Below are 24,065 nucleotides of genomic sequence, written 5' to 3'. Positions count from 1 at the left end.
GAACATGAAAACAGCATTGACGATCGCTGGAAGCGATTCCAGCGGAGGCGCCGGGATCCAGGCCGATATCAAGACCATGACGGCCAATGGCGTTTACGCCATGAGCGCCATCACCGCCCTGACGGCCCAGAATACTACCGGCGTTTACGGCATTATGGAAGCAACCCCGGAATTTTTGGAAGAGCAGCTGGAGCGGGTGTTTACCGACATCTTCCCCGACGCTGTCAAAACCGGCATGGTTTCCTCTTCTGCTCTGATCGCCGTTATCGGCAAGGTTCTGCGGCGGCATCAGGCAAAAAACATTGTGGTGGACCCGGTGATGGTCTCCACCAGCGGCTCCCGGCTGCTTGCAGAGGATGCGGTGGCCGCTCTGAAAGAAGAACTGCTGCCTTTGTGCACCGTGTGCACCCCCAACATTCCGGAAGCCCAGGTGCTGGCCGATATGGCCGTCACCTGCCCGGAGGAAATGGAGCAGGCCGCCCAGCGCATCGGGGAAAAATATGGATGCGCTGTTTTGTGCAAAGGCGGCCATCAGGTGAGCACCGCCGACGATTACCTCTGGCAGAATGGAAAGGGCACCTGGATGCGGGGCCAGCGGATTGAAAACCCCAACACCCACGGTACTGGCTGCACTTTGTCCAGCGCCATTGCCGCAAACCTGGCCAAAGGCTATGACCTGCCTGCTGCGGTGGAGCGGGCCAAGGCCTATATTTCCGGGGCGCTGGCTGCCATGTTGGATCTGGGAGCGGGAAGCGGCCCGCTGGACCATCTCTTCGAACTGAAAGGGGAGTTTGTGAAATGAAGCGGGATCTGCTGAAAGTCTGTTTGGAAGAAAACACGCCCCTGTGGGATCAATGCCTGGATACCCCCTTCCTTCGGGGAATTGCCCAGGGCACTTTGCCGGAGGATTGCTTCAAGGGGTATATTGTGGACGACAGTCTGTATTTGCGGGAATATTCCAAGGCCTTTGCCTGGGGGATGCTCCACGCCCAGGATATGGCGGAGATCCGGGCCTATTACTCTCTTCTGTCCTTTGTCAACGAAGGGGAAGGGGCCACCCGCCGCCAGTATCTGAAGAAATACGGCCTCACCGATGAAAGTATCCAGCATCTGCCCCTGCGGCCGGAAAACCGGGCCTATGTGGACCGGATGATCGAAGGGGCCCGGGATGGAGAAGGGGCGGCGGAATGTCTGATGGCCAGTCTGCCCTGCATGCTCAGCTATGGCTATATTTTCCGTAAAATGGTGGAGCGCAATCCCGGGGTGCTGGACACCGTCTATGGCCCATTTGTGCGGGATTACGCTGGGGAAAAATACGAGGAAAGCTGTCGTCAGTGGATGGAGTTTGCAGAGAAGGTCTGCAAAGAGCTGCCGGAGGAGCGGTGGGAAACCTGCCGCAAGCTGTTCTGGGATTGCTCGGTGCATGAGCAGAAGTTCTGGGAAATGAGCCAGAATCCAAGAGAAGATGTGTAATGATAGCGGGCCCGGCGGCGAGCTGCCGCTCCCGTTCTATATCCGTTTTCGAGTTTTTGCAAGGGGCTGGCGGAGTGCCTCCGCTCCCATACTGCGCTCCCGCGCTGGGCAGGTCCGATGCAGAAAGGCAAAGAAAGTATGGCCGTCCGGCCACCGGACCAGCGGGGCGCCCCGCCCTTGAGAAGTGCAAAAAGCCACGCACAGGTCGCGGCTTTTTGCGGATTTATAGGGGTAGGGCGGACGACCCTTTTCGTTATATAGGTTTTTCGACAGTCTGGGCGGGCCTGCTTTTGCAGGCCCGTTTTTCTTTTGCGCTCTTGTGAAAAAGGCGAGGCTATGGTATGATAAAATCAGTACAATAGAAGGAGGATATGCCATGACCAGAGAGGAAAAACTGGCCTCCATTTACCGGGGCGGTACAGTCTATCGTCCGCTGCAGGAGGAAAAAAGCATCCTGCTGGAAGTGCAGCTGGGATGCAGCTGGCACAAATGCGCCTTCTGCGATTTCACACGGGATCATTTTGAGCTTCTGCCCCTGGAAGAAGTGCGCCGGGCGGCGGAGATTCTGGGAGAACTGAAGGTGGAAGGGAACCGGGTGTTTCTGCTGGGACAGAATCCCTTCTGCCGCTCCACCTCCGATCTGCTGCATATCTTCGGTTATATCCACCACTATCTCCCCTGGGTCAGCGAGATCAGTATGTATGCCCGGGCCGACGATATCCTGCGCAAATCCCCGGAGGATCTGCGCACGCTGCGCCAGATGGGGCTGCGGGATCTCCATGTGGGCGTGGAATCGGGCAGCGATACCGTGCTGCTCATGGCGAACAAGGGGGAGACGGCAGCTGATCTGCTGCGGGCCTTCCGCAAACTGGACGAGGCCGGTATCCAGTATCTGGTCACCTCCATTCTGGGGCTGGGTGGCAAACAGATGTGGAAGAGCCACGCCATCGAAACCGCCCGGCTGTATAATCAGATCCATCCCCGGAACATCTGGGTGCTGGCGCTGAAACTGTTCCCGGGAACACAGCTGTACCGGCAGGCCAGCCAGGGCCTTTTTGAAGCCATGACCCCTTGGCAGATGCTGCGGGAGGAGCGGCTGCTGGTTCAGTGCCTGGAAGTGAAGGACTGTTTTTATATGGATACCACCGCCCTCAATCAATACACCCTGGCGGCCCATCTTCCCGATGGGAAAGAAGGACTGTTGCAGGCCATCCACCAGCTGTTGGTGGACGAAGAGCTGCCGGTGGGGCCTGGAAGCGGAGAAGGAGGAGTGCTGTCGTGAACGGGGAAACACAGGAAAAGCTGCCCTTGGGGCGCTGGCGCCATTTCAAAGGTGGAGAATATCAAGTGTATGGGGTGGCCATCCATTCGGAAACAGAGGAAGAATATGTGGTGTACCGCCCCTTGTAAGGGGAAGGGAAACTGTGGATTCGTCCTCTTTCCATGTGGCTGGAAGAAGTGGAGCGGGATGGAAAAAAGCAGAAACGATTCACCTATATCGGGGAATAAAAACTCCTGTTTCTGGAAAAAATAAAAAATATGACGAAAATCCTTGCAATGGGGAAGCAGATCCGATATAATATAAGAAATTTTAGGCATCTGTCGCGGTGCGGCGCGGAAGCCGGAATAAAAAGAATTTCGTCTGCACGCAAAGCCTTCAGTTGACTGGGGGCTTTTCTTTCGGTCAGCCGCCGCAGAATAGGAGGTTTTTATGGGAAAGAATTTGCTGGAACTGAAAAGCCTGGATGTGTCCGAAATCGTTTCCATCCTGGATCAGGCCCAGGCCTTTCACGATGGAGAAGTCTTTCGCGGCCTGGAAGGACGCATTGCCGCCAATTTGTTTTTTGAACCCTCGACCCGTACCCAGTACAGCTTCAATGTAGCTGAAGTGAAACTGGGTCTACGGGTCGTTTCTTTTAATCCGGCTGGCTCCTCTTTGCAGAAGAACGAGAGCTTCTATGACACCGTCAAAACATTCGACAGCTTCGGCCCCGATCTGCTGGTCATCCGCCATGTGGAAAATGAGTACTATAACCAGCTGCTGGGCCATGTGAATGCCAAGATTTTGAACGGCGGCGACGGCACCGGCAACCATCCTACCCAGTCTTTGCTGGATCTGCTCACCATCCGCCAGGAATTCGGCCATTTTGAAGGGCTGAAAGTGGCCATCATCGGGGATGTGTCCCACAGCCGGGTGGCCCACACCAACTTCGAGGTGATGGGACGGCTGGGCATGGAAGTGTGCACCAGCGGCCCGGAGGAATATATGGAGACCGCCCTCAATTATAAGCCTTTTGAAGAGGCGGTGCGGGAAAGCGATGTAGTGATGCTCCTTCGGGTGCAGCACGAACGCCACAAAGAGAAGATGCACCTTTCGGTGGAAGAATACCACCGGCGCTACGGCATGGACAAGCAAAAGCTCAGCTGGATGAAGGATGGGGCCATCATCATGCACCCTGCTCCCTTCAACCGGGGCGTGGAGATCGCCGATGAAGTGGTGGAATGCAGCCGCTCCCGCATCTTCAAGCAGGTGAACAACGGCGTGTTTGTCCGCATGGCCGCCATCAAGCGGGCCCTGTGGGATTAAACGCCGGGCAGAACAGAGAAGAAATAACTCACCATTGTGGGAAGACAGATACAGGGAGGAAACACAGATGGAAAAACCCCAACGCTTTGACCGCAAGTTGGTTTTTGAAAACGGGCGTGAGTTTCTGGGCGCAGGCTTCGGCAGCCCGCGGGAAGCTCTGTACCATTGCAGCTTTGACACCGCCATGATCGGCTATCAGGAGATTCTCAGCGATCCGGCCTGCGCCGGGGAAGCTCTGGTGATGACCTATCCGGTGATCGGCAGCTACGGCATGGCCGACGAGGACTATGAGTCCCGGGCCTGCTACGCCGGATGCCTGATTGTCCGCCGCTATAACGACCGCCCCTCCAACTTCCGCTATACCAAAACGCTGGAAGAAGTGATGGTGGAAAACGACATCCCCGGCATCCAGGGTGTGGACACCCGGGCCATCGGCCGGATGCTCCGGGACGAGGGCAGCATGAAGGTGCTGCTCACCGACAAGGATACCAGCCTGGAGAAGGCCATGGAGCTCATTCGTCAGTCCGCTCCCGAAGAGGGCCTGGCCAAAAAGGTGGGCGGCAAGAAGATCCGTTACAGCCGTACGGCCAATTTCCGCTACAATGTGGCGGCGGTGGACTGCGGCATCCGCCAGAGCAGCATCCGCTGCCTGAACAAGCGGGGCTGCAATGTGACCATCGTGCCCCAGGATATTACAGCGGAAGAGCTGAAGGCTCTCAAGCCCGACGGCCTGTTCCTCTCCAGCGGCCCGGGCGATCCCAAGGAATGTGAGGGAGTTATTGCTCTGGTGAAGGAGATGTGGGGCCAGATGCCCATCTTCGGCGTGGGACTGGGCTGCCAGATCATCGCCCTGGCCACCGGCGGCGATACCTATAAGATGAAGCATGGTCACAACGGCGGCAATGTGCCTGTCAAGACCATCTATGGAGACAAGCGGGAGATCACTTCCCAGAGCCACAGCTTTGCCATCTGCGAAAAGAGCCTGGAGAACACCGGTTTGAAGGTGACCCACCGCCATCTGCTGGATGACACTGTGGAAGGCATCATGGAGGAAAAGAGCCGGGTGATTGGTGTGCAGCATTATCCGGAAAACGACCCCGGTGCCGATGACTGCGCTTATGTATACGACACCTTTATCACCATGATGGACAACGCCAAAGAGGGAGGAAGCAACAATGCCTAAACGCACCGATATCAATAAGATCTTGGTGATTGGTTCCGGCCCCATCGTCATCGGACAGGCGGCGGAATTCGATTACTCGGGCACCCAGGCTTGCCTGGCCCTGAAGGAAGAGGGCTACAAGGTCATTCTGGTCAACTCCAACCCGGCCACCATCATGACCGATACCAACATCGCCGACAAGGTGTATATGGAACCCCTGAATCTGGAATATGTGGCCCGGATCATCCGTATGGAGCGGCCCGATGCCATTATCCCCACCCTGGGCGGCCAGACCGGCCTGAACCTGGCCATGCAGCTGGCTCAGAAGGGCGTGCTGGATGAGTGCGGCGTGGAGATCCTGGGCACTCCCTTTGATTCCATCGATCAGGCGGAGGACCGGGAGAAGTTCAAAGACCTGTGCGTGCGCATCGGCGAGCCTGTGCTGGAAAGCTACATCGCCCATTCGGTGGAGCAGGCCAAGGAAGAGGCGGAAAAGATCGGCTATCCCATCGTGCTCCGTCCGGCTTTTACCCTGGGCGGCACCGGCGGCGGTTTTTGCGACAACGAGGAAGAACTGCTGAACCTGGCCGAAAGCGCCCTGCATCTGTCCCCGGTGGGCCAGGTACTGGTGGAAAAGTCCATCAAGGGCTATAAAGAAATCGAGTTTGAGGTGATGCGGGACAAGAACGACACCGCCATTGCCATCTGCTCCATGGAGAACATCGACCCCGTGGGCGTCCACACCGGCGACAGCATGGTGGTGGCCCCCGCTCAGACCCTGACCGGAAAGGAATACCATATGCTCCGGGATGCCGCGCTGCGGATCATCCGGGAGCTGGGCATCGAAGGCGGCTGCAATGTGCAGTTTGCTCTGGATCCCTATTCCTTCCGCTATTATGTTATCGAAGTCAATCCTCGTGTGTCCCGTTCTTCCGCTCTGGCTTCCAAGGCCAGCGGCTTCCCCATCGCCAAGGTGTCTGCCAAGATCGCCGTGGGCATGGCCCTGGACGAGATCAACCTGGGCAGCGTTCCCGCCAGCTTTGAGCCCTCTCTGGACTACATCGTCTGCAAAGTGGCCCGCTTCCCCTTCGATAAGTTCGACAAGGCTTCCAAGCTGCTGACCACTCAGATGAAGGCCACCGGCGAAGTCATGGCCATCGGCCGCACCATGGAAGAAAGCCTGCTGAAAGCGGTGCGCTCTCTGGAAGCCGGCGTCAACCATGTGTGGAAGGAAAAATTCGACCACTTCACCGTGGACGAGCTGCTGCAGGAGATTGCCACCCCCACCGACGAGCGCCTCTATGCCATTGCCGAGTTGGTGCGCCGGAATGTGGATCTGATGATGATCTGCCAGCAGACCAAGATCGACTACTTCTTCATCGACGCCATCCGCAACATCGTGGAATATGAGACGGTGTGCAAGGAAAATCCGGGAGATGCCGAGGTGCTGAAAGAGGCCAAGCGTCTGGGCTTCTCCGATGCCTTCCTGGGCAAGCTGTGGGGCATGGACGAGCTGGAAGTGCTCAAGCTGCGCCAGGAGCACAACATCTGGCCGGTATACAAGACCATCGACACCTGCGCCGGTGAGTTTGCCGCCTATGTGCCCTATTTCTACTCCACCTACGAGGAGGAGAACGAGTCCATCGTCACCGACAAGCCCTCGGTGCTGGTGCTGGGCAGCGGCCCCATCCGTATCGGCCAGGGCGTGGAATTCGACTATTCCACTGTGCACGCCATCTGGGCCATCCGGGAAGCCGGATATGAGGCCATTATCATCAACAACAACCCGGAGACCGTGTCCACCGACTACACCGTCAGCGATAAGCTGTATTTTGAGCCCTTGTGCGTGGAAGATGTGATGAACCTGATCCATCTGGAAAACCCCATGGGCGTTGTGGTATCCCTGGGCGGCCAGACCGCCATCAACCTGGCCGAGCGGCTCCACAAGCTGGGCGTCAAGATCATCGGCACCGGTGTGGAAGCCATCGACAAGGCGGAAAACCGTGACAGCTTTGAAAAGCTGATGCACGAGCTGAACATTCCCCAGCCGGCCGGTGAGGCGGTGACCCGCATTGAGGACGGCATCCGGGTGGCCAACGAGATCGGTTATCCTGTGCTGGTGCGTCCTTCCTATGTGCTGGGCGGCCGGGCCATGCAGATCGTCCGGGACGACGAGCAGCTGCGCCGGTATCTGGCCGAAGCCGTGGTGGCCAGCGAAGAGCATCCCGTGCTGGTGGACAAATACATTTCCGGCAAGGAGCTGGAAGTGGACGCCATCTGCGACGGTGAGACCGTACTCATCCCCGGCATCATGGAGCATGTGGAGCACACCGGCGTTCATTCCGGCGACTCCTTCAGCGTCTATCCCACCTTCTCTGTGGGTGAAAAGGCCCGCAAGGCCATTCTGGACTATACCATCCGCCTGGGCCGGGGCATCGGCATCCAGGGTCTGTTCAACATCCAGTTTATCGTCAGCGAGGACGAGACCGTCCATGTCATTGAGGTCAACCCCCGCTCCTCCCGTACCGTGCCCTTCCTCTCCAAGGCCACCGGTATTCCTCTGCCAAAGATCGCTACAAAGGTCATGCTGGGCCAGAGCCTGAAAGAGCAGGGCTATGAGACCGGTGAAGCTCCCCGGAAGAACCGGTGGTATGTCAAGGCACCGGTGTTCAGCTTCAGCAAGCTGCGCGGCGCCGATGTGTACCTGTCTCCCGAGATGAAGTCCACCGGCGAAGCCATCGGCTATGACAACAGCCTGAACCGGGCACTGTACAAGGCTCTGAAAGCCGCCAATATGCGGGTGGCCAACTACGGCACGGTGTTCTTCACCATCGCCGACCACGACAAAGAGCGTGCGCTGCCCCTGGTGCGCCGGTTCTACAACCTGGGCTTTAATATCGAAGCCACCCGGGGCACAGCTCAGTTCCTCAAGGAGCACGGCATCCGCACCCGCAGCCGGAAAAAGATCAGCGAAGGCAGCGAGGAGATTCTGGATTCCCTGCGGGCCGGTCATGTGACCTATGTGATCAACACCCTGGGACCCAATGAAATGGCCAACACCGATGGCTTTGCCATCCGCCGCAGCGCTGTGGAGAACAATGTGACCATGTTCACCTCTCTGGACACCGTCAGCGTGCTGCTGGATGTGCTGGAAGAGATCACCGTGGGCGTCTCCACCATCGACAGCGAAGGGGAAAGCAAATGACAAACGGTATGTATGAGATCGTCAGCAACCGGCGCATCGCTCAGGACACCTATGAAATGGTGCTCCAGGGAGATCTGAGCTTTGCGGAAAATCCCGGGCAGTTCGTCAACATCAAGCTGGAGGGGCTGTATCTGCGCCGCCCCATCAGCATCTGCGATTGGGACGACGCCACCCTCACTCTGATCTACAAAGTGGTGGGCAAGGGCACACAGCAGCTGGCCGGGATGAAGCCGAGGAAAGGGCTGGATCTTCTCTGCGGCCTGGGCAATGGCTTTGATATGAAAAAAGCCGGGGAGCACAGTCTGCTCATCGGCGGAGGGGTGGGGGTTCCCCCCCTCTACGGCCTGGCCCGGCGCATGGTATATGAAGGGAAAAAAGTCACCGCCGTTCTGGGCTTCGGCAACAAGAACCAGGCCTTTTATGTGGAAAAGTTCAAGGCCCTTGGCTGCCCGGTAGAGGTGGCCACCGAGGACGGCAGCCTGGGGACAAAGGGATTTGTCACCCATGTGATGGAAAACCTGTCCTATGATTATTATTTCGCCTGCGGCCCCATGCCCATGCTTCGGGCGGTGCATGCCTGCGGAAGACCGGGCCAGCTCTCTTTTGAGGAGCGGATGGGCTGCGGCTTCGGCGCCTGCATGGGCTGCAGCTGCGAAACTCTGGCGGGCAACAAGCGCATTTGTGTGGACGGCCCGGTGATGGATAGCAGCGAGGTGAAATTTTAATGAGCAGACTGACTGTGAAACTGGGAGATTGGGAGCTGGATAACCCCATCATCCCCGCCAGCGGCACTTTTGGCTTCGGCTATGAGTTTGCCAAATATTATGATCTGGATCTTCTGGGCTCCATGAGCCTGAAGGGCACCACCAAAGATCCCCGTTTCGGCAACCCCACACCCCGTATCGCCGAGTGCGAAATGGGCCTGCTCAATGCCATCGGTTTGCAGAATCCCGGGGCGCATAAAGTGATCGAAGAAGAGCTGCCCAAGCTGCGGCAGGTCTATCACAAGAAGGCCATCGCCAACATTTCTGGCTTTTCGGTGGAGGACTATGCCTATACCGCCGCCCTTTTTGACAAGGAAGAGGATATGGGCATTCTGGAGATCAACATCAGCTGCCCCAATGTGAAGCACGGGGGCATGGCCTTTGGCACCGATCCCCAGGCGGCGGCCACCGTCTGCCGGGCAGTGAAAGAAGTGACCACAAAGCCGGTTTATATGAAGCTGTCTCCCAATGTCACCGACATTGTGGCCATCGCCAAAGCGGTGGTGGAAGCAGGGGCCGATGGACTGGTGCTCATCAACACCCTGTTTGGCATGCGAATCGATCCCCGCACAGGAAAGCCCATCGTCTCCACCAAGATGGCGGGCTTCTCCGGCCCGGCCATCAAGCCGGTGGCCCTGCGGATGGTCTATCAGGTGTGCCAGGCGGTGGATGTGCCGGTGATCGGCGTGGGCGGCATCCAGAATGCCGACGATGTGCTGGAATTCCTTTCCGCCGGTGCTTCGGCCGTGCAGGTGGGCGCCCAGAACCTGGTGGACCCCTGGGCCTGCCCCCGGATCATTGAGGAACTGCCCCGGAAGATGGACGAATACGGTATTGAAACTTTGGAAGAGATCATAGGGAGGGCTCAGAAATGAAAAAACATGATGTGATCATCGCCTGCGATTTCCCCACCGGACAGGATGCGCTTGATTTCCTCAGCCAGTTCAAGGAGGAAAAGCCCTTTGTGAAAATCGGCATGGAGCTGTTCTATGGCGAAGGGCCGGACATTGTCCGCAAGCTGAAAGCCATGGGCCACGATGTGTTCCTGGATCTGAAGCTCCATGATATCCCCAACACCGTCAATAAGGCCATGCGCAACCTGGCCAAGCTGGGAGTCAACATGACCAATGTGCACGCCGCCGGTACCATCGACATGATGCGGGCCGCCAAAGAGGGCCTGGCCGAGGGAGCACAGGGAGAAGTGCCCATGCTCATCGCTGTCACCCAGCTGACCAGCACCTCTCAGGAGCGGATGCAGAAAGAACTGCTCATCCCCAACACCATTGAAGAGACAGTGGCTCACTATGCCCGGAATACTCAGCAGGCCGGTCTGGACGGCGTGGTCTGCTCTCCCCTGGAAGCGGGCATTGTAAAGAAGGCCTGCGGCACATCCTTCCGCACCGTCACCCCGGGCATCCGGTATCCTGACGGCGATGTGGGAGACCAGTCCCGGATCACCACACCCCAGAAGGCCCGGGAGATCGGCACCGACTATATCGTGGTGGGCCGTCCCATCACTAAGGCACAGGACCCGGTGGAAGCCTATCGCCGGGTGCTGCGGGACTTTTTGGGAGAATAAGGAGGAAATATCATGGAAAACATGGAAAAGAAGATCGCGTCCTGCCTGCTGGAGATCAAGGCCGTGTTCCTGCGTCCTCAGGAGCCCTTTACCTGGGCCAGCGGCATCAAATCCCCCATTTACTGCGATAACCGGCTGACTCTGTCCTATCCCCATATCCGGAATCAGGTGGAGCAGGGTCTGGCAGAGAACATCCGCAAGTACTATCCCGACTGCGAAGTGGTGGCGGGCACCAGCACCGCCGGCATTGCCCACGCCGCTCTGGTGGCCGACATTCTGGGTCTGCCCATGTGCTATGTGCGCTCCAGCGCCAAGGACCATGGTCGGAACAACCAGATCGAAGGCAAGGTGGAAAAGGGCCAGAAAGTGGTTGTGGTGGAAGATCTGATCTCCACCGGCGGCTCTGTCATCGAAGTGGTCAATGTGCTGCGGGAAGTGGGCGCCGAAGTTCTGGGTATTGCCTCCATCTTCACCTATGGTCTGCAGAAGGGCATCGACCGGATGCAGGAGGCCCAGGTGAAAAATGTGTCCCTTTCCAATTACGATGCACTGGTGGAAGTGGCTGTGGAGCAGGACTACATCAAGGCAGAAGATGTGAAGAAGCTGCAAGCTTTCCAGAAAAATCCCTCTGACAGCGGTTGGATGGATCTGTAAAAACAAAATGCAGCCAGAATATCGAAAAAGCCCTGCGGAATCATTCCGCAGGGCTTTTTTACAAGGCATTTTTATGGCGTTGGGAGCGGATCAGGCCAGAGACTGGACTTCCTCCACCACTTCCTCCCAGTCCATACCGGAGAGAAAATCCTTTTTCTGTTCGTCACCGGATTGGACGGCGATATGGTAAACTGTGCTGTCGGTTTCGGCCTGGGCGGTGAGGGTGGGGAGGGTTCCCGGGTCTTCACTGAAGAAATGGGAGGAAAGGCAGGCTTCCTTTCCGTCCTTCCGCACTTCGCCTGGTTCGCTGCTGAGGGAGTAGGTTTTCTGACCTTCTTTCAGGAAAAGCAGATAGGTTTCTCCCATTTGCGGTTCTGTGAAGGTATAGACCGGCATCTGGTAGGGGATGTCCTGCCCTTCGGCCTGGTAGGTCATCCGGATGGAATACTCTTTGCTCACCGTGATGGTCTTGGGCACATCTTCTCCTTTCAGCACTTGCTTTACCTGGAAGGAGCAATCCCGTTTTTGGGAATCCGCATTGGGAGAATCGCCCTTTTCGGCGTCCAGCGCCTTTTTGTAACTACCCAAAACCACGACATCTGCTTTTTCCGTCATGGTGCGCAGAGAGGAAGACAGGGACACATCGGGATAGGCATATACTGTCACATCTTCTTCTTTTTTATTTGTTTTCTGCTCCTCCGGAGTGGCTGCGCAGGAGGCAGAAGCACAAGGGACAGAGTCAGGGCAGCAAGGCGTGAAAGCTGTTTCATTGAGATCGGCTCCTTTCTGAAAGATTGATTATCAATAGGATAACATAAAAAATACAAAGTCAATGATATCTCATATGGGGAGTAGCCGGAGGTGAAAAGGGAACGATAACCGATATTGGTCAATATGATTACACACCAAATTTGGTTAACATTCAAGCAGAAAGGAAGGCTTGAATGGGTATGATTTCCTATAATCGTTTGTGGGTAACGCTGAAGAAAAAAGAAATTTCTCAATATGCATTGATTAAGCGGTATCACAGCAGTCCGGGACAAATCACCAGACTGAAGCGAAATGAAAGCGTAAGCACCCATACCATTGAGATGTTTTGCCGGATTTTGGACTGTCGGGTGGAAGATGTTATGGAATACATCAAAGAAGAGGACTAAAAAAGCAGGAGCCTTTGGCTCCTGCTTTTTTGTTATACTGCTTCTCCGGTGGGTTCAAACTGGCTGTTATACAGGTTTGCATAGAAGCCGCCTTTTTCCAGCAGCTCTTCGTGGGTGCCCTGCTCCACAATGTCCCCTTCCCGCAGCACCAGAATGCGGTCGGCATCCCGGATGGTGGACAGGCGGTGGGCAATGATGAAGCTGGTGCGGCCCTGCATCAGCCGGTTCATGGCCTGCTGAATGAGTACCTCGGTGCGGGTATCCACCGAGGAGGTGGCTTCGTCCAGAATCAGCACCGCAGGGTCGGCCAGAATGGCCCGGGCAATGGTCAAAAGCTGTTTCTGGCCGTGGGACACATTGCTGGCTTCCTCATTGAGCACAAAGTCATAGCCTCTTGGCAGGGTGCGGATAAAGTGGTCGGCGCAAGCCATGCGGGCAGCCTTCTCCACCTCTTCATCGGTGGCATCCAGACGGCCATAGCGGATATTGTCCCGGATGGTGCCATTGAAGAGCCAGGTATCCTGGAGAACCATGCCGATCTGACTGCGCAGAACGCCGCGAGGCAGATCCTTGATGTCCACCCCGTCCAGCAGGATGCGGCCGGAGTTCAGTTCATAGAAGTGCATCAGCAGTTTGACGATGGTGGTCTTGCCGGCACCGGTGGGGCCGACGATGGCGATGCGCTGACCGTCTTTCACATGGGTGGAAAAATCGTGGATGATGGTCTTTTCCGGGGTGTAACCGAAATCCACATGGTCAAAGGTCACATCGCCCCGCACGCCTTCGGCCGGCAGCTTGGCTTTGCCGTCGTCGGCTTCTTCCGGCTGCTCCAGGAAGGTGAAGACCCGCTCGGCTGCGGCCACAGTGGACTGGAGGGTGTTCATGATCTGAGCCGACTGCATCACCGGTTGATTGAACCGGCGCACATATTGAATAAAGGACTGGATATCGCCGATGGTGATCCGGCCATGGATGGTGAGATAACCGCCCAGTACGCACACGGCCACATAGCCCAGATTGCTCACAAAGCTGAGCACCGGCTGCATCAGGCCGGACAGGAACTGGCTGCGCCAGCCGGCTGCATAGAGCTTTTTGTTCATCTGGTGGAAGGTTTCCCGGCTGCGTTCTTCCCCGTTGAACAGCCGCACCACATTGTGGCCGCTGTACATCTCTTCGATGTGGCCGTTCACATGGCCCAGGTATTCCTGCTGGGTCCGGAAGTGCCGCTGGCTGCGGCGAACCACCAGGGAGATGATGAGGAAGGACAGAGGCAGGGTGATCAGGCTGGTCAGGGTCATCCATCCGCTGATGGAGAACATCATCACAAGGACACCCAGAAGGGTGGTGATGGCGGTGATCATCTGGGTCAGGCTCTGGTTCAGGGTGGTGGAGACGGTGTCCACATCGTTGGAGATCAGACTGAGGGTTTCGCCGTGGGTGGTCTTGTCATAAAAGGACAAGGGCAGGCGGTTCATTTTTTTGTTGATCTGATCCCGCAGCTGGTAGGAGACCTTCTGGGCTACGCCGCTCATTAGAAAGTTTTGCAGATAGCCCAGAATGGCCCCCAGCAAAATCAGCACAATGAGCACCATGATGATGTGTCCCACAGCCTCCTGGTCGATGCCGGGGCGGCTTTGGAGACTGGTTTCCAGAAGTTCGTCCTGGTATTGAGGCGGGATGTTTTCGATGATGGACTGACCGTTTTCCATGGAGGAAAGGTAGTCACCGATGGTTTCAAAGGACTGGGCCTGCCCGCTTTGGCCCATTTGGCTCAGCTGGGAAAGGGGAAGGGCCGAGAGGGTCTGGCGCAGATTTTTGTCCAGGCCATCCAGAGCATCTTCGGGCAGGAGGCCCTGCTCCATCAGAGTGCCCAGGGTAGCGTTTTCGTCCTGAGCCAGGGCGGCCATTTGCTGGGGAGGAATGTCGGCCAGGGCTTTCCTCATTTTTTCCATGGCCTTTTGGGTGTCCATGATGGTGTCATAGACATTGCGCTTCATCAACCCCACCATGATTTCGTCGGTGGCATTGCCCAGTACCTTGGGGATGTTCAGCGTGAGGATGACGCTGCCGATGGCCAGCAAGAAGGCCAGCAGGATCACCGGCACACTGGAACGCATGAAGCGGATGGTTTTTTGCAAAGTGCCTTTGAAATCCCGGGCTTTGCCGCCGGGGATCATCATGCCCCGGGGACCGTGGCCCATAGGCCCGCCACCCATGGGCGGGCGGGATGTTTGGTTCTGGTTCATTGAGCGATCTCCTCCTCGGAAAGCTGGGAACGGGCGATTTCTTCATAGACCTTGCAGGTTTTGAGCAGCTCTTTGTGGGTGCCCTTGCCCACGATCTTCCCGTCTTCCAGCACGATGATCTGGTCGGCATTCATAATGGTGCTCACTCGTTGGGCCACGATGAGAGTAGTGCGTCCCTTGGTCTCCTGGGCCAGGGCCCGGCGCAAAGCGGCATCGGTCTTGAAATCCAGGGCGGAAAAGCTGTCGTCGAAAATCAGCACCGGGGCCTGTTTGGCCAGGGCCCGGGCGATGGACAGCCGCTGTTTCTGGCCGCCGGACACATTGGAGCCTCCCTGGGCCACCGGGTCTTCATAACCCTTGGGTTTTTCCTGGATGAATTCAGTGGCCTGGGCCACGGCGGCCGCCTTTTCCACCTGCTCCTGGGAAATGTCCGGGGCGCCATAGCGGATGTTGCTTTGGATGGTGCCGCTGAAGAGCACACCCGTCTGAGGAACGAAGGAGATCAGCTCGTGGAGGTGATGGAGGTTCAGATTCCGTACATCGGTGCCGCCGATGGTCACCTTGCCTTCGCTCACATCGTACAGCCGGGGAATCAGGCTGATGAGCGTGGTTTTGCCCGAGCCGGTGCTGCCGATGAAGGCGGTGATCTCACCGGGGTTTGCGGTAAAGGAGATGTCGGTCAGCACATCTCCCGGCGCGCCGGGATAACGGAAGGACACATGGTCGAATGTGACAGGGCAGGGTTTGTGAAGATCCAGCACCTGGGGTTTCTCCGGGTTTTTGATGTCCACCGGGCTTTCCAGGATCTCACAGATCCGGTTGGCCGACACCGAGGCCCGGGGCAGAATGACAAAGACCAGAGCGATCATCATAAAGCTCATGATGATCTGGATGGCATACTGCATAAAGGCCATCATATTGCCCACATCGGCGATGTTGGAGGCGGTGAGAGAGGCGATCCACACCACGGCCAGGGAGACGCCGTTCATCACCATGGTCATCACAGGCATCATCAGGGAGATGGTGCGGTTGACGAAGAGGTGGTTTTTTGTCAGGTCCTGGTTGGCGTTGTCAAAGCGCTCTTCTTCATAGCCCTCGGTGCCAAAGGCCCGGATGACCAGCAGGCCGCTGAGCCGCTCCCGGGATACCAGATTCAGCCGATCCAGCAGCTTCTGGGCCTTTTTGAATCGGGGGATGACGATGGCCATCAGGGTGCCGATCAAAAAGAGCATCACCAGGATACTCACAGCGATGGTGGCCGTCATGCCGGGCATATTGCTGCTTTTGGCCTGGGCCCGCAGAATGCCGCCCACGCCCATGATGGGAGCATAGAACACCAGACGGATCATCACGGTGCAGAACATCTGGATCTGGGTAATGTCGTTGGTGGAGCGGGTGATGAGGGAAGAAACCGAAAAACGGTCAAATTCCGGATTGGAAAAGGAAGTGACCTTGTCGAAGACCTGCCCTCGCAGGTCCCGGGCCACCCCCGAGCCGATGCGGGCGGCCAGCAGGCCCACCAGAATGGCGCATACGGCGCTGGCCAGGGCGATGAGCAGCATGACAGCGCCCTTTTGCAGCACATAGCCCATATCGCCCACGGCCACACCCTGGGAAACCAGAGAGGACATATAATCGGGCAGGGCCAGCTCGGCCATGGCCTGGCCGAAGAGCAGGGCGAAGGCCGGCAGCATCCAGCCGGCATAGCGTTTTAAATGTGTCAATAGTTTGAGCATGGTATTCCTCCAGAAGGCAGAGTTCAAAGATGAGTGGGGCAAAGAGGATGCCCCTGGGGACGGATGAGCTGGGCCATGATGGCAGGCATCTCATCGGGATGGGTGCGGGGTTTTTCCTCCAGCCAGCACACCAGCACCGCCGACAGTGTGGCGGCCCGGGTGGCGATAAAATAGGGAGCGGCTTTGTCGTCTATATGAATGTGGCGGCGGAAAAATTCCATGTTGCGGTGAAGGGCCCGGGCAAAGGCATCGGTGAGCAGATTGGTGGTGCCTGTGGCCATCAGCACTTCCGCGGCCTGGGAGTGAGCCGTCCAGAAGAGAAAAAAGGCGTGGAAAAAACCCATTTCCCCGGTGGCCTGCCGCAGAGCCCGCTGATCCATCATATAGGCGATCATCTGCTCCACGGCCTGGTCAGTTTCATAGCGGAGCACATCGTCGATGGTGTCAAAGCTGCGGTAAAAGGTGGCTTTGCTCACTCCGGCTTCTTTGGCCAGAGCGGTCACCGAGATCTGACGGTAAGGGGTAGCGGCGATCAGCTGGTGCAGAGCCTTCCCGATGGATTCCACCGATTGGTTCACCCGCTTGTCGCTGTGGATATGGTACATGGCATCAACTCCCTCCATGATATTTCGCTTCGATAGTATAGCCCTGCGGGAGAAACAAGTCAATCGTATCGTAAACCTTTTTACAAACTGGTCATATTTTTTTGCTGCATTCTGGGGAAAAAAGAAAAATCCCCGGGAGAAATCCCGGGGATTTGGTGTTGTTTTTATGCCTTTTTGTAGCGGCAGACGCCGGAGACCCAGGCTTCATCCACATGGGTGTGGAGAATTTCTTCCGGGTCGATCTGGAAGAGATCCTGGTCCAGCAAAATGAAGTCGGCCAGCTTGCCGGGGGTGATGGAGCCTTTCAGATGCTCTTCACCGGAGGCGTAGGCTCCTTCGATGGTGTAGCATTTCAGGGCCTGTTCCATGGTCATGGCCTCCTGGGGCAGGAAGGCCCGCTTTCCCTCTCCGGACACATTCTGCCGGGTGACGGCGGAATACAGGTTGGGCATGGTGTCGAACTTTTCCACCGGGCAGTCGGTGCCGAAGCTCACATGGACGCCGTTTTCATACAGATTGCGCCAGGCGTAGGAGGTGGAGGTGAGGGCTTCACCGATACGGCTTTGGCAGATATTCATGTCGTAATCGATGAAAATGGGCTGGACAAAGGCCAGCACATCCAGGGTGCGGAACCGGCGAAGCAGAGCCTGGTCGGTGATCTGGCAATGGACGATGCCGTGGCGGGGATGGTTTTCCGGGCAGAGCAGCTGGGCGTTTTCAATAGCGTCCAGGGCCATTTCCACTGCACGGTCTCCGATGGCATGAATGGCCACCGGCATATTGTGGCGGTGAGCACACAGCACCAGGCCGTTGAGCTGAGGCTGGGTGAACATCTCCAGACCCTTGGTGGAGGGATCGTCGGCATAGGGCTGGCGCATGGCGGCGGTGCGGGCGCCCAGGCTGCCGTCGGCCAGCAGCTTGATGCAGCTGGGCCGGAACCAGGCAGAACCCCACTGGTCATCATAGCCGGCGTCGAAGAATTCCTGGATCAGCTCTTCCTTTTGCAGCAGGCACTGTTCGCTCACCCGGATGTGGAGTGCGCCCTGGGCCTCCAGCTGAGCAAAGGCGCGGAAGAGCAGATGGTAGTCGGCCTTGGGGGTGTAGCCCACATCGTCGCTTTGCAGGGAAGTGATGCCCTGGCTCAGAGCCTGCTCCTGGGCGGAGAGGATGATCTTTTTCAGTGTCTCCAGGTTCAGGCTGGAGATCTGGGCCTTGGTGTCATCCAGCAGGCTTTCTTTGATGATGCCGTTGGGTTCACCATTTTCGTCCACTTCCACCAGATCGCCATAGGAGGGAGCGGTCTCCCGGGTGATGTTCAGTGCTTTCAGGGCGGCGGAGTTGAGCACGCCGATGTGGAAGCAGGCCCGCATGATCATCATGGGCACGGTGGAGGACACCTCATCCAGGTCGGCCCGCAGGGGGAAGCGGCGCTCGCCTTCGGTGAAATAGTCCTGGTTCCAGCCTTCCCCTTCCACAAAAGCATCGGGGCCGGCGGGACGCAGACGGACGCCTTCGGCCATCCGCTCCTGAATTTCCTTAATAGAATGGGTGCCGGTGAGGTTGACGCTCATCAGGCCTTTGGCAAAATGGATGAAATGCATATGGGAATCGTTGAGGCCGGGGAGCATCAGCCGGTTTTTGGCGTCCACTTCCTGGGCCTGCTGACCACGGCGGCACAGCTCCACCTGGGCTCCTTCCAGAGAACCCACAAAGACAAACCGGTCGTCTTCGATGAGAGCGGCCTGGGCCACAGGGCGCCGGTCATCCATGGTGTGGATGCGGGCATTTTTGATCAGGGTAAGCATGGGATATTCCTCCTGTTTTTTGTGAAAATAGGATAGCGATCGTATTTGAATCAAGGCGATCTCATTATATCACACCCATTTACATTCCGGGGAGAAAGCGGAAAAATAGGGAAAATGATACAAATTTGCACAAGAGTTTTTGGTCAAGATGCTGAATTGATGTGAAAAATTGACCTTGCCCCCCTTGCCAAGCATGTTATAATAAAAGCAAAAGGCCCCTGAAAGCAGTATTTCAGGGAGAATATGGAAGCGAGGAGGGAAGAGGAAAATGCGCCACAGCGACATGATCAACAGCATCGTGGAAGCCGAGCATCACGCCCGGGAGATCACCGATAAAGCCGAAGAAAAGCGGCGTCACTTGGACGAGGAAGTGGCCCAGGCGGTGTGCCAGATGGAAAAAGAATATGAAGAAAAAGCAAAGCTGCAGATCGAACAGGCCAAAAGGGAAGAGGAAGCCCTGCGGCAGCGGTCTCTGGCCGAGCTGGAAGGTCGTCTGCAATCGGCCATGGATGATCTGGAAAAGAAAAGCCAGATCCAACATGATGCTTGGGTAGACGCCTTGTTTTCTCATATTGTAGGTGAGGAAGCAGAACGGGGGGACGGCGGGTGCTGAGAGAGCTGTTCGACTATGCAGCCATAGGCGGCAAAGTCCATGCCATGCTGGGAAACCGGCTGCGGCAGGAGGATTTTGACAAGCTGATGCAGATGCACACCGTGCCGGAAACCGCAGCCTTTCTGCTGAATACCCCTGGCTGGGGGAACTGCCTGCAGGGGATGGATGTGGAGCATGTGCACCGGGGCGAGCTGGAAAAACGACTGCGCATGGGTCTTGCGGGGGAATATGACCGGCTGGCCACCTTTGCTTCCAAGGGGATGCGTCAGCTTCTGCGGGCCATGGCCGCAAAAGCCGAAGCGGTGGAACTGTTTCGCTTTCTCCGGTATTTTTCCGCAGGGCACCCGGCGGATTTTGCTGTCAATCTTCCGGCGGGGCTTCTGCGCCGCAGTCATATCCGGTTTGATAAACTGGCCGCCCGGCCCGATTACCAAGGTCTTTTGCAGGCCGTGGAGGGAACGGTGTTCTATTCTTCCCTGAAAAAGACCCAGCCGGGAGAAAATGGCTTTGATTACACCATGGCCGAAGCGGCCGTGCAAAACGCCTATTACCGGGGGGTGCTCACCAGCATCCAGCGGGCCTTCCATGGAGAGGACCGGCGGGAACTGGAGGAATATTTCCTGCGCCAGTGTGATTTTCAGAACATTGTGCGCATTCTGCGGATGAAGCGGTACTTCAAGGTGGAGAGCGAAGAAGTGCTTCGGGGATTGCTGCCTTTCTCCTTAAAACTGAAGGATGGTTACCTGAAGGAGCTGATCAAGGCCCCCACCTGGGATGAGGCCATGAGCATTCTGAAGGAAGGACCCTATGGACCGGTGTTCCGGGAAGAAGAGCACCGGCAAATCGAGGATTACGCCTTTTCCTTTTTCCAGAAAGGCCGCCAGATGATACGGCGTGGGCGTCCATCGGCCTTTGACGGCATCATTTACCTGGATATCAAGGAACACGAACTGAAAAGCATCATCAATATGGTGGAATGTGTCCGTTATCAGGTGCCGGAAAACCGCAGGGCCGCCTATCTGACCCCCATTTATTAAAGTTGCGGCCATAGATTATTTGAAGCAAAGGAGGCGAGGATCATGGCCATTGAAAAAATGAAGCTGGTCAATATTGTGGGCCCCTTGGGACTATTTGACCAGGTGGTGCGGGGAAGCCTGGTGGACAGCGGCTTTGCCCCAGAAAGCGTGCTGGATTTTGTGGGCAGCGGCGGCGGGCTTTTGCCTTTCACCTTGCGCAATCCCAACGGGGCCCTTCTTTCCCGGAGCGAAAATCTTCTGGATAAACTGAACATTGAGCCGGAATACCGGCCCTTCCCGGAAGAAGGATTCGGGGAAACGGAAATGACCGGTTATTTCGACGATCTGACCCGGCGCTATCAGGCCATTGTGGATCAAAAAGAAGGATGCCGCAGGCCGTTGGAGGAAGATGAGCAGATCCTGGGCCAGCTGGATCACATCATGGATGTGAAGGCCAATCTGGACGATCTGTTTGATCTCCACTATGCCAAACTGCGGGTGGGACGGATCCCTCGGGATATTTATGTGAACTATGTGCGGTATGTGGAGCAAAACCCGGATATCTTTTTCTTCACCACCGGTGAAAGCGGGGATTATGTCTACGGGATGTACATCACCCCTGCTGCAGCAGAGGGAAAGAGCGACGCTCTGTTTTCCTCTCTCCATTTTGAACGCATTCACATTTCCGACCAGGTTCACGGCAGCCCGGATGAGGCCAAAAAAAGGCTGGAAGAGGAGATGGAGGAATACAAAAAGAAGATGGAAGAGGCCGACCGGCAGATGCAGGCCTTGCGGGACAGCGAGCAGGACCGGTTGTTGACCTATTATTCCATGCTAAAATATGACAAGGATACCTACGACCTGCGCCGGTATGCCGCACACACCAACGACACCTTCTATCTGTGCGGCTGGATTCCTCAACAGGATCTGCCCGCTTTTGAGAAGCGGTTTTCTCCCTTCCAGGATTCGGTGTATGTGCTGGAAGAGCCGCCCACTGCGGCAGTGGCCCCTCCCACCAAGCTGAAAAACCGGGGTCCCATCCGCTTTTTCGAGCAGTTTGTGGAGATGTACGGTTTGCCGGCTTACAACGAAGCCGACCCCACCTCTCTGCTGGCCCTGTCCTACACCCTGTTTTTCGGAGTGATGTTCGGCGATGTGGGGCAAGGTGCGGTGCTCATTCTGGCCGGACTGCTGGCCTGGCGGTTTTTGAAGCTCTCCCTGGGCAAGATCATCGCTGTGGTGGGATGTTCCTCGGTGGTATTCGGTTTTGTCTATGGCAGTGTGTTCGGCAACGAAGATCTGCTTCCCGGTTTCAAAGTCTTTGAAAATGTAGATAACACCAACAAGATTCTGCTTTGTTCGGTGGCCATGGGTCTTTTGTTCATCTCCATTGCCATGATCTACAACATCTATAACGGCATCCGTCAGAAAGATCTGGGCAAAGCCCTGTTTTCCCAGAACGGTGTGGCCGGTTTCATCTTTTACTGGGCGGTGATTGTGGGGGTTCTGTGCACCCTGCTCACCAACATCAAGCTGCTCAGCCCGGTGTATATCGCCTTGCTCATCCTGCTGCCTTTGCTTCTGATCTTTGCCCAAAAGCCCTTGGGAGCTCTGGTGGCCCGGCGGAAAGACTGGATGCCCAAGGAAAAGGGCGGCTTTATTGTGGAGAATTTCTTCGAACTGTTTGAAATTCTGTTGTCCTTTGTGTCCAACACCGTGTCCTTTGTGCGTATCGGTGCTTTTGCCCTGAACCATGTGGGCATGATGATGGTGGTCTTTGCCTTGATGGACAGCGTAGGCACCATCGGCAGTCCTATTGTGTTTGTCATCGGCAATGTGTTCGTCATGTGTCTGGAAGGCCTGATCGTGGGCATTCAGGTGCTGCGGCTGGAGTTCTATGAGCTCTTCGGCCGGTTCTATTCGGGCACCGGTGTGCCTTATCAGCCCTTTACGGTGCATTTCCGGCGGGAGAAGAAAAGCTGATCCCCTGGAAGAACATACAGACAAAAAATACAATCAGCCCCGCCCGGCGGCGGGGAGGCCCTTATCATAAAAATTTCGCACCGCCGGAGACAAGGAGAAACTTATGGAAATCATGATCGTTACCATTTTGGCCGCTCTGGCCTTTTCCCCGCTGCTGGTCGCTTATCACCGTCATCAGAAAGGGAAAAATCCCAAGGGTGCTATGGCCCTCAACATCGTTTCGGTATTCGCTCTGTGCCTGCTGACCACCGGTATGGGCATCGGCGGCCATGTGCTGGCTGCTGGTGAGCAGGCCGCTTCGCCTGCCTCCTCTTCCGCCGGCTGGGGCTACCTGGCTATGGCTCTTTCCACCGGTCTGGCCTGCATCGGCGGCGGCGTGGCCGTGGCCTCTTCCGCCAGCGCAGCCATCGGCGCCATTTCGGAAAATGACAAGGTGTTCGGTAAGGCCCTGATCTTTGTGGCCCTGGCCGAAGGCATCGCCATCTACGGTATGCTGGTTTCCATCCTCATCATGCTGCGCCTGTAATCCGGCGAAGAAAAGGGTGAGACCATGCGCTATTTTCTCATAGCAGACAATATGGATACCCAGACAGGCTTCCGCCTGGCGGGGATCGAGGGCGTGGTGGTACACAAAGCCCAGGAGGTGGAAGAAGCTCTTTCTACCGCCATGAACACACCGGATATCGGCGTGATCCTTTTGTCCGAAGGGCTGGTGCCTTTGTGCCAGAGCCAGGTGGATGACATCAAATTGCGGATGCATACGCCCCTTTTGGTGGAGATTCCCGACCGGCACGGTACCCATCGGGCCCCCGACTCTATCACCCAATATGTGCGCCAAGCCATTGGCGTGAAGATCTGAAGGGAGGAGACTGGATGGAAAACGATACAAACAAGCTGGAACATTTTACAGAAACCATTCTGCGGGATGCGGATGAGCGAAGCCAGAAGATCCTGGAGAGTGTGGAAAAAGCCCGCAAGGCTCGGCTTAATTCGGCAGAAAAAGAGCTGAAAGCCCGTATGGAGCGGCAGGTGGAAGCGGGCATTGCCCAGGTGAAGAGCAAAACCGGCCAGGCTGTCTCCCAGAAGATGATGGAAGACAAGCGGAGGCTGTTTGAAAAAAGAGCCCAGGTGGCCCAGAAGATTTATGATGACCTGGCAGAAAAAGTGGAGAGCTGGACGGAAAGCGGCGATTATACCGCCTGGCTCAGCCGTCAGCTGGAAAAGGCCCTGAAGGCGCTGCCGGGGGAGCAGGAGAAGGTCTATCTTTTCTGCCGCACCCAGGATGAAGAATGTCTGAAAGGCTGCATGGAGCAGTGCCAGCGTCCCTGGGAGCTGGCGGTTTCTGAGAGCATCCACATGGGCGGTCTGCGTCTGGAGTGCCCGGAAAGCCATATGGCGGTGGACTGCACTTTGGACAGCGCGGCCCAGGAGACCCAGGAGCATATTGCCGAATATCTGGGCCTGCGTCTGGAATAGGCCC

At 56.7% G+C, this 24,065-nt stretch carries 22 protein-coding genes and 1 pseudogene; 18 read left to right on the top strand and 5 right to left on the bottom strand.

The window, feature by feature from the left end; all coding sequences use genetic code 11:
* Positions 1-4 precede the first annotated feature (4 nt).
* The 11 genes and pseudogenes from thiD to pyrE all read left to right on the top strand — a co-directional run bounded on the left by thiD (position 5) and on the right by pyrE (position 11,424).
* Entirely contained in the window at positions 5-802 is a 798-nt protein-coding gene (gene thiD, locus KQI26_RS08945; protein WP_216504148.1) for a bifunctional hydroxymethylpyrimidine kinase/phosphomethylpyrimidine kinase, read from the top strand.
* Positions 799-1,473 carry a TENA/THI-4 family protein gene (locus tag KQI26_RS08940; RefSeq protein ID WP_216504147.1) on the top strand — a complete coding sequence of 225 codons (675 nt, stop codon included), beginning with the start codon at positions 799-801 and terminating at the stop codon, positions 1,471-1,473. The genes thiD and KQI26_RS08940 overlap by 4 nt, the downstream gene beginning before the upstream one ends.
* Positions 1,474-1,849: 376 nt before the next feature.
* Positions 1,850-2,755 carry a radical SAM protein gene (locus KQI26_RS08935; protein ID WP_118747128.1) on the top strand — a complete coding sequence of 302 codons (906 nt, stop codon included), beginning with the start codon at positions 1,850-1,852 and terminating at the stop codon, positions 2,753-2,755.
* Positions 2,752-2,982, top strand: a pseudogene (locus KQI26_RS08930) (DUF1653 domain-containing protein). The gene KQI26_RS08935 and the pseudogene KQI26_RS08930 overlap by 4 nt, the downstream one beginning before the upstream one ends.
* Before the next feature lie 202 nt (positions 2,983-3,184).
* Positions 3,185-4,060, top strand: a complete 876-nt coding sequence (locus KQI26_RS08925; RefSeq protein ID WP_118747127.1) for an aspartate carbamoyltransferase catalytic subunit — start codon at positions 3,185-3,187, stop codon at positions 4,058-4,060.
* Positions 4,061-4,127: 67 nt separating this feature from the next.
* On the top strand, positions 4,128-5,243 hold the full coding sequence (gene carA / locus KQI26_RS08920) for a glutamine-hydrolyzing carbamoyl-phosphate synthase small subunit (RefSeq protein ID WP_216504146.1): 1,116 nt from the start codon (positions 4,128-4,130) through the stop codon (positions 5,241-5,243).
* Complete coding sequence (carB, locus tag KQI26_RS08915) at positions 5,236-8,427, top strand: carbamoyl-phosphate synthase large subunit (protein WP_216504145.1); 3,192 nt, start codon at positions 5,236-5,238, stop codon at positions 8,425-8,427. Before carA ends, carB begins: the two co-directional genes overlap by 8 nt.
* The gene (locus KQI26_RS08910) at positions 8,424-9,152 is read left to right on the top strand and encodes a dihydroorotate dehydrogenase electron transfer subunit (RefSeq protein ID WP_216504144.1); all 729 of its coding nucleotides are present in this window, start codon (positions 8,424-8,426) and stop codon (positions 9,150-9,152) included. Before carB ends, KQI26_RS08910 begins: the two co-directional genes overlap by 4 nt.
* Positions 9,152-10,066, top strand: a complete 915-nt coding sequence (locus KQI26_RS08905; protein ID WP_216504143.1) for a dihydroorotate dehydrogenase — start codon at positions 9,152-9,154, stop codon at positions 10,064-10,066. Before KQI26_RS08910 ends, KQI26_RS08905 begins: the two co-directional genes overlap by 1 nt.
* A complete protein-coding gene (pyrF, locus tag KQI26_RS08900) occupies positions 10,063-10,770 on the top strand; it encodes an orotidine-5'-phosphate decarboxylase (protein ID WP_118427465.1) in 708 nt (235 codons plus the stop codon). Before KQI26_RS08905 ends, pyrF begins: the two co-directional genes overlap by 4 nt.
* 12 nt (positions 10,771-10,782) lie before the next feature.
* Positions 10,783-11,424: an orotate phosphoribosyltransferase gene (gene pyrE / locus KQI26_RS08895; RefSeq protein WP_371744115.1), complete on the top strand. Its 642-nt coding sequence runs from the start codon at positions 10,783-10,785 to the stop codon at positions 11,422-11,424.
* Positions 11,425-11,514: 90 nt separating this feature from the next.
* Here the strand turns inward: pyrE and KQI26_RS08890 are convergent, their stop codons facing one another.
* Positions 11,515-12,090 carry a hypothetical protein gene (locus KQI26_RS08890; RefSeq protein ID WP_216504142.1) on the bottom strand — a complete coding sequence of 192 codons (576 nt, stop codon included), beginning with the start codon at positions 12,088-12,090 and terminating at the stop codon, positions 11,515-11,517.
* A gap of 278 nt (positions 12,091-12,368) precedes the next feature.
* Here KQI26_RS08890 and KQI26_RS08885 point away from each other — a divergent pair, with 278 nt between their 5' ends.
* Positions 12,369-12,581, top strand: a complete 213-nt coding sequence (locus KQI26_RS08885; protein WP_371744114.1) for a helix-turn-helix domain-containing protein — start codon at positions 12,369-12,371, stop codon at positions 12,579-12,581.
* Positions 12,582-12,613: 32 nt separating this feature from the next.
* Here the strand turns inward: KQI26_RS08885 and KQI26_RS08880 are convergent, their stop codons facing one another.
* The 4 genes from KQI26_RS08880 to KQI26_RS08865 form a co-directional block, all read right to left on the bottom strand.
* Entirely contained in the window at positions 12,614-14,827 is a 2,214-nt protein-coding gene (locus KQI26_RS08880) for an ABC transporter ATP-binding protein (RefSeq protein ID WP_253292766.1), read from the bottom strand.
* The gene (locus KQI26_RS08875) at positions 14,824-16,563 is read right to left on the bottom strand and encodes an ABC transporter ATP-binding protein (protein WP_216504141.1); all 1,740 of its coding nucleotides are present in this window, start codon (positions 16,561-16,563) and stop codon (positions 14,824-14,826) included. The genes KQI26_RS08880 and KQI26_RS08875 overlap by 4 nt, the downstream gene beginning before the upstream one ends.
* 23 nt (positions 16,564-16,586) lie before the next feature.
* Entirely contained in the window at positions 16,587-17,186 is a 600-nt protein-coding gene (locus tag KQI26_RS08870; protein ID WP_216504140.1) for a TetR/AcrR family transcriptional regulator, read from the bottom strand.
* 146 nt (positions 17,187-17,332) lie between these two features.
* Positions 17,333-18,973, bottom strand: coding sequence for an amidohydrolase (locus tag KQI26_RS08865; protein WP_216504139.1), 1,641 nt, complete (start codon positions 18,971-18,973; stop codon positions 17,333-17,335).
* 268 nt (positions 18,974-19,241) lie between these two features.
* On the opposite strand from KQI26_RS08865, the gene KQI26_RS08860 reads away from it, so the two are divergent.
* From KQI26_RS08860 to KQI26_RS08835, 6 genes are all read left to right on the top strand, one after another.
* The gene (locus KQI26_RS08860) at positions 19,242-19,586 is read left to right on the top strand and encodes a hypothetical protein (RefSeq protein ID WP_216504138.1); all 345 of its coding nucleotides are present in this window, start codon (positions 19,242-19,244) and stop codon (positions 19,584-19,586) included.
* On the top strand, positions 19,580-20,623 hold the full coding sequence (locus KQI26_RS08855; protein WP_216504137.1) for a V-type ATPase subunit: 1,044 nt from the start codon (positions 19,580-19,582) through the stop codon (positions 20,621-20,623). Before KQI26_RS08860 ends, KQI26_RS08855 begins: the two co-directional genes overlap by 7 nt.
* A 42-nt stretch (positions 20,624-20,665) precedes the next feature.
* A complete protein-coding gene (locus tag KQI26_RS08850; RefSeq protein ID WP_216504136.1) occupies positions 20,666-22,585 on the top strand; it encodes a V-type ATP synthase subunit I in 1,920 nt (639 codons plus the stop codon).
* Between the two features lie 103 nt (positions 22,586-22,688).
* Complete coding sequence (locus tag KQI26_RS08845; RefSeq protein ID WP_216504135.1) at positions 22,689-23,111, top strand: ATP synthase subunit C; 423 nt, start codon at positions 22,689-22,691, stop codon at positions 23,109-23,111.
* A gap of 24 nt (positions 23,112-23,135) precedes the next feature.
* Complete coding sequence (locus KQI26_RS08840; protein ID WP_216504134.1) at positions 23,136-23,444, top strand: V-type ATP synthase subunit F; 309 nt, start codon at positions 23,136-23,138, stop codon at positions 23,442-23,444.
* A 14-nt stretch (positions 23,445-23,458) separates the two neighbouring features.
* Positions 23,459-24,061 carry a V-type ATP synthase subunit E gene (locus KQI26_RS08835; protein ID WP_216504133.1) on the top strand — a complete coding sequence of 201 codons (603 nt, stop codon included), beginning with the start codon at positions 23,459-23,461 and terminating at the stop codon, positions 24,059-24,061.
* Positions 24,062-24,065: the final 4 nt, after the last annotated feature.

The sequence above is a fragment of the Intestinimonas sp. MSJ-38 genome (genome assembly GCF_018917925.1).
Taxonomy (GTDB): domain Bacteria; phylum Bacillota; class Clostridia; order Oscillospirales; family Butyricicoccaceae; genus Pseudobutyricicoccus.
Note: the sequence above shows the minus strand (reverse complement) of the source record. Positions and strands in the feature narration are given on the sequence as shown.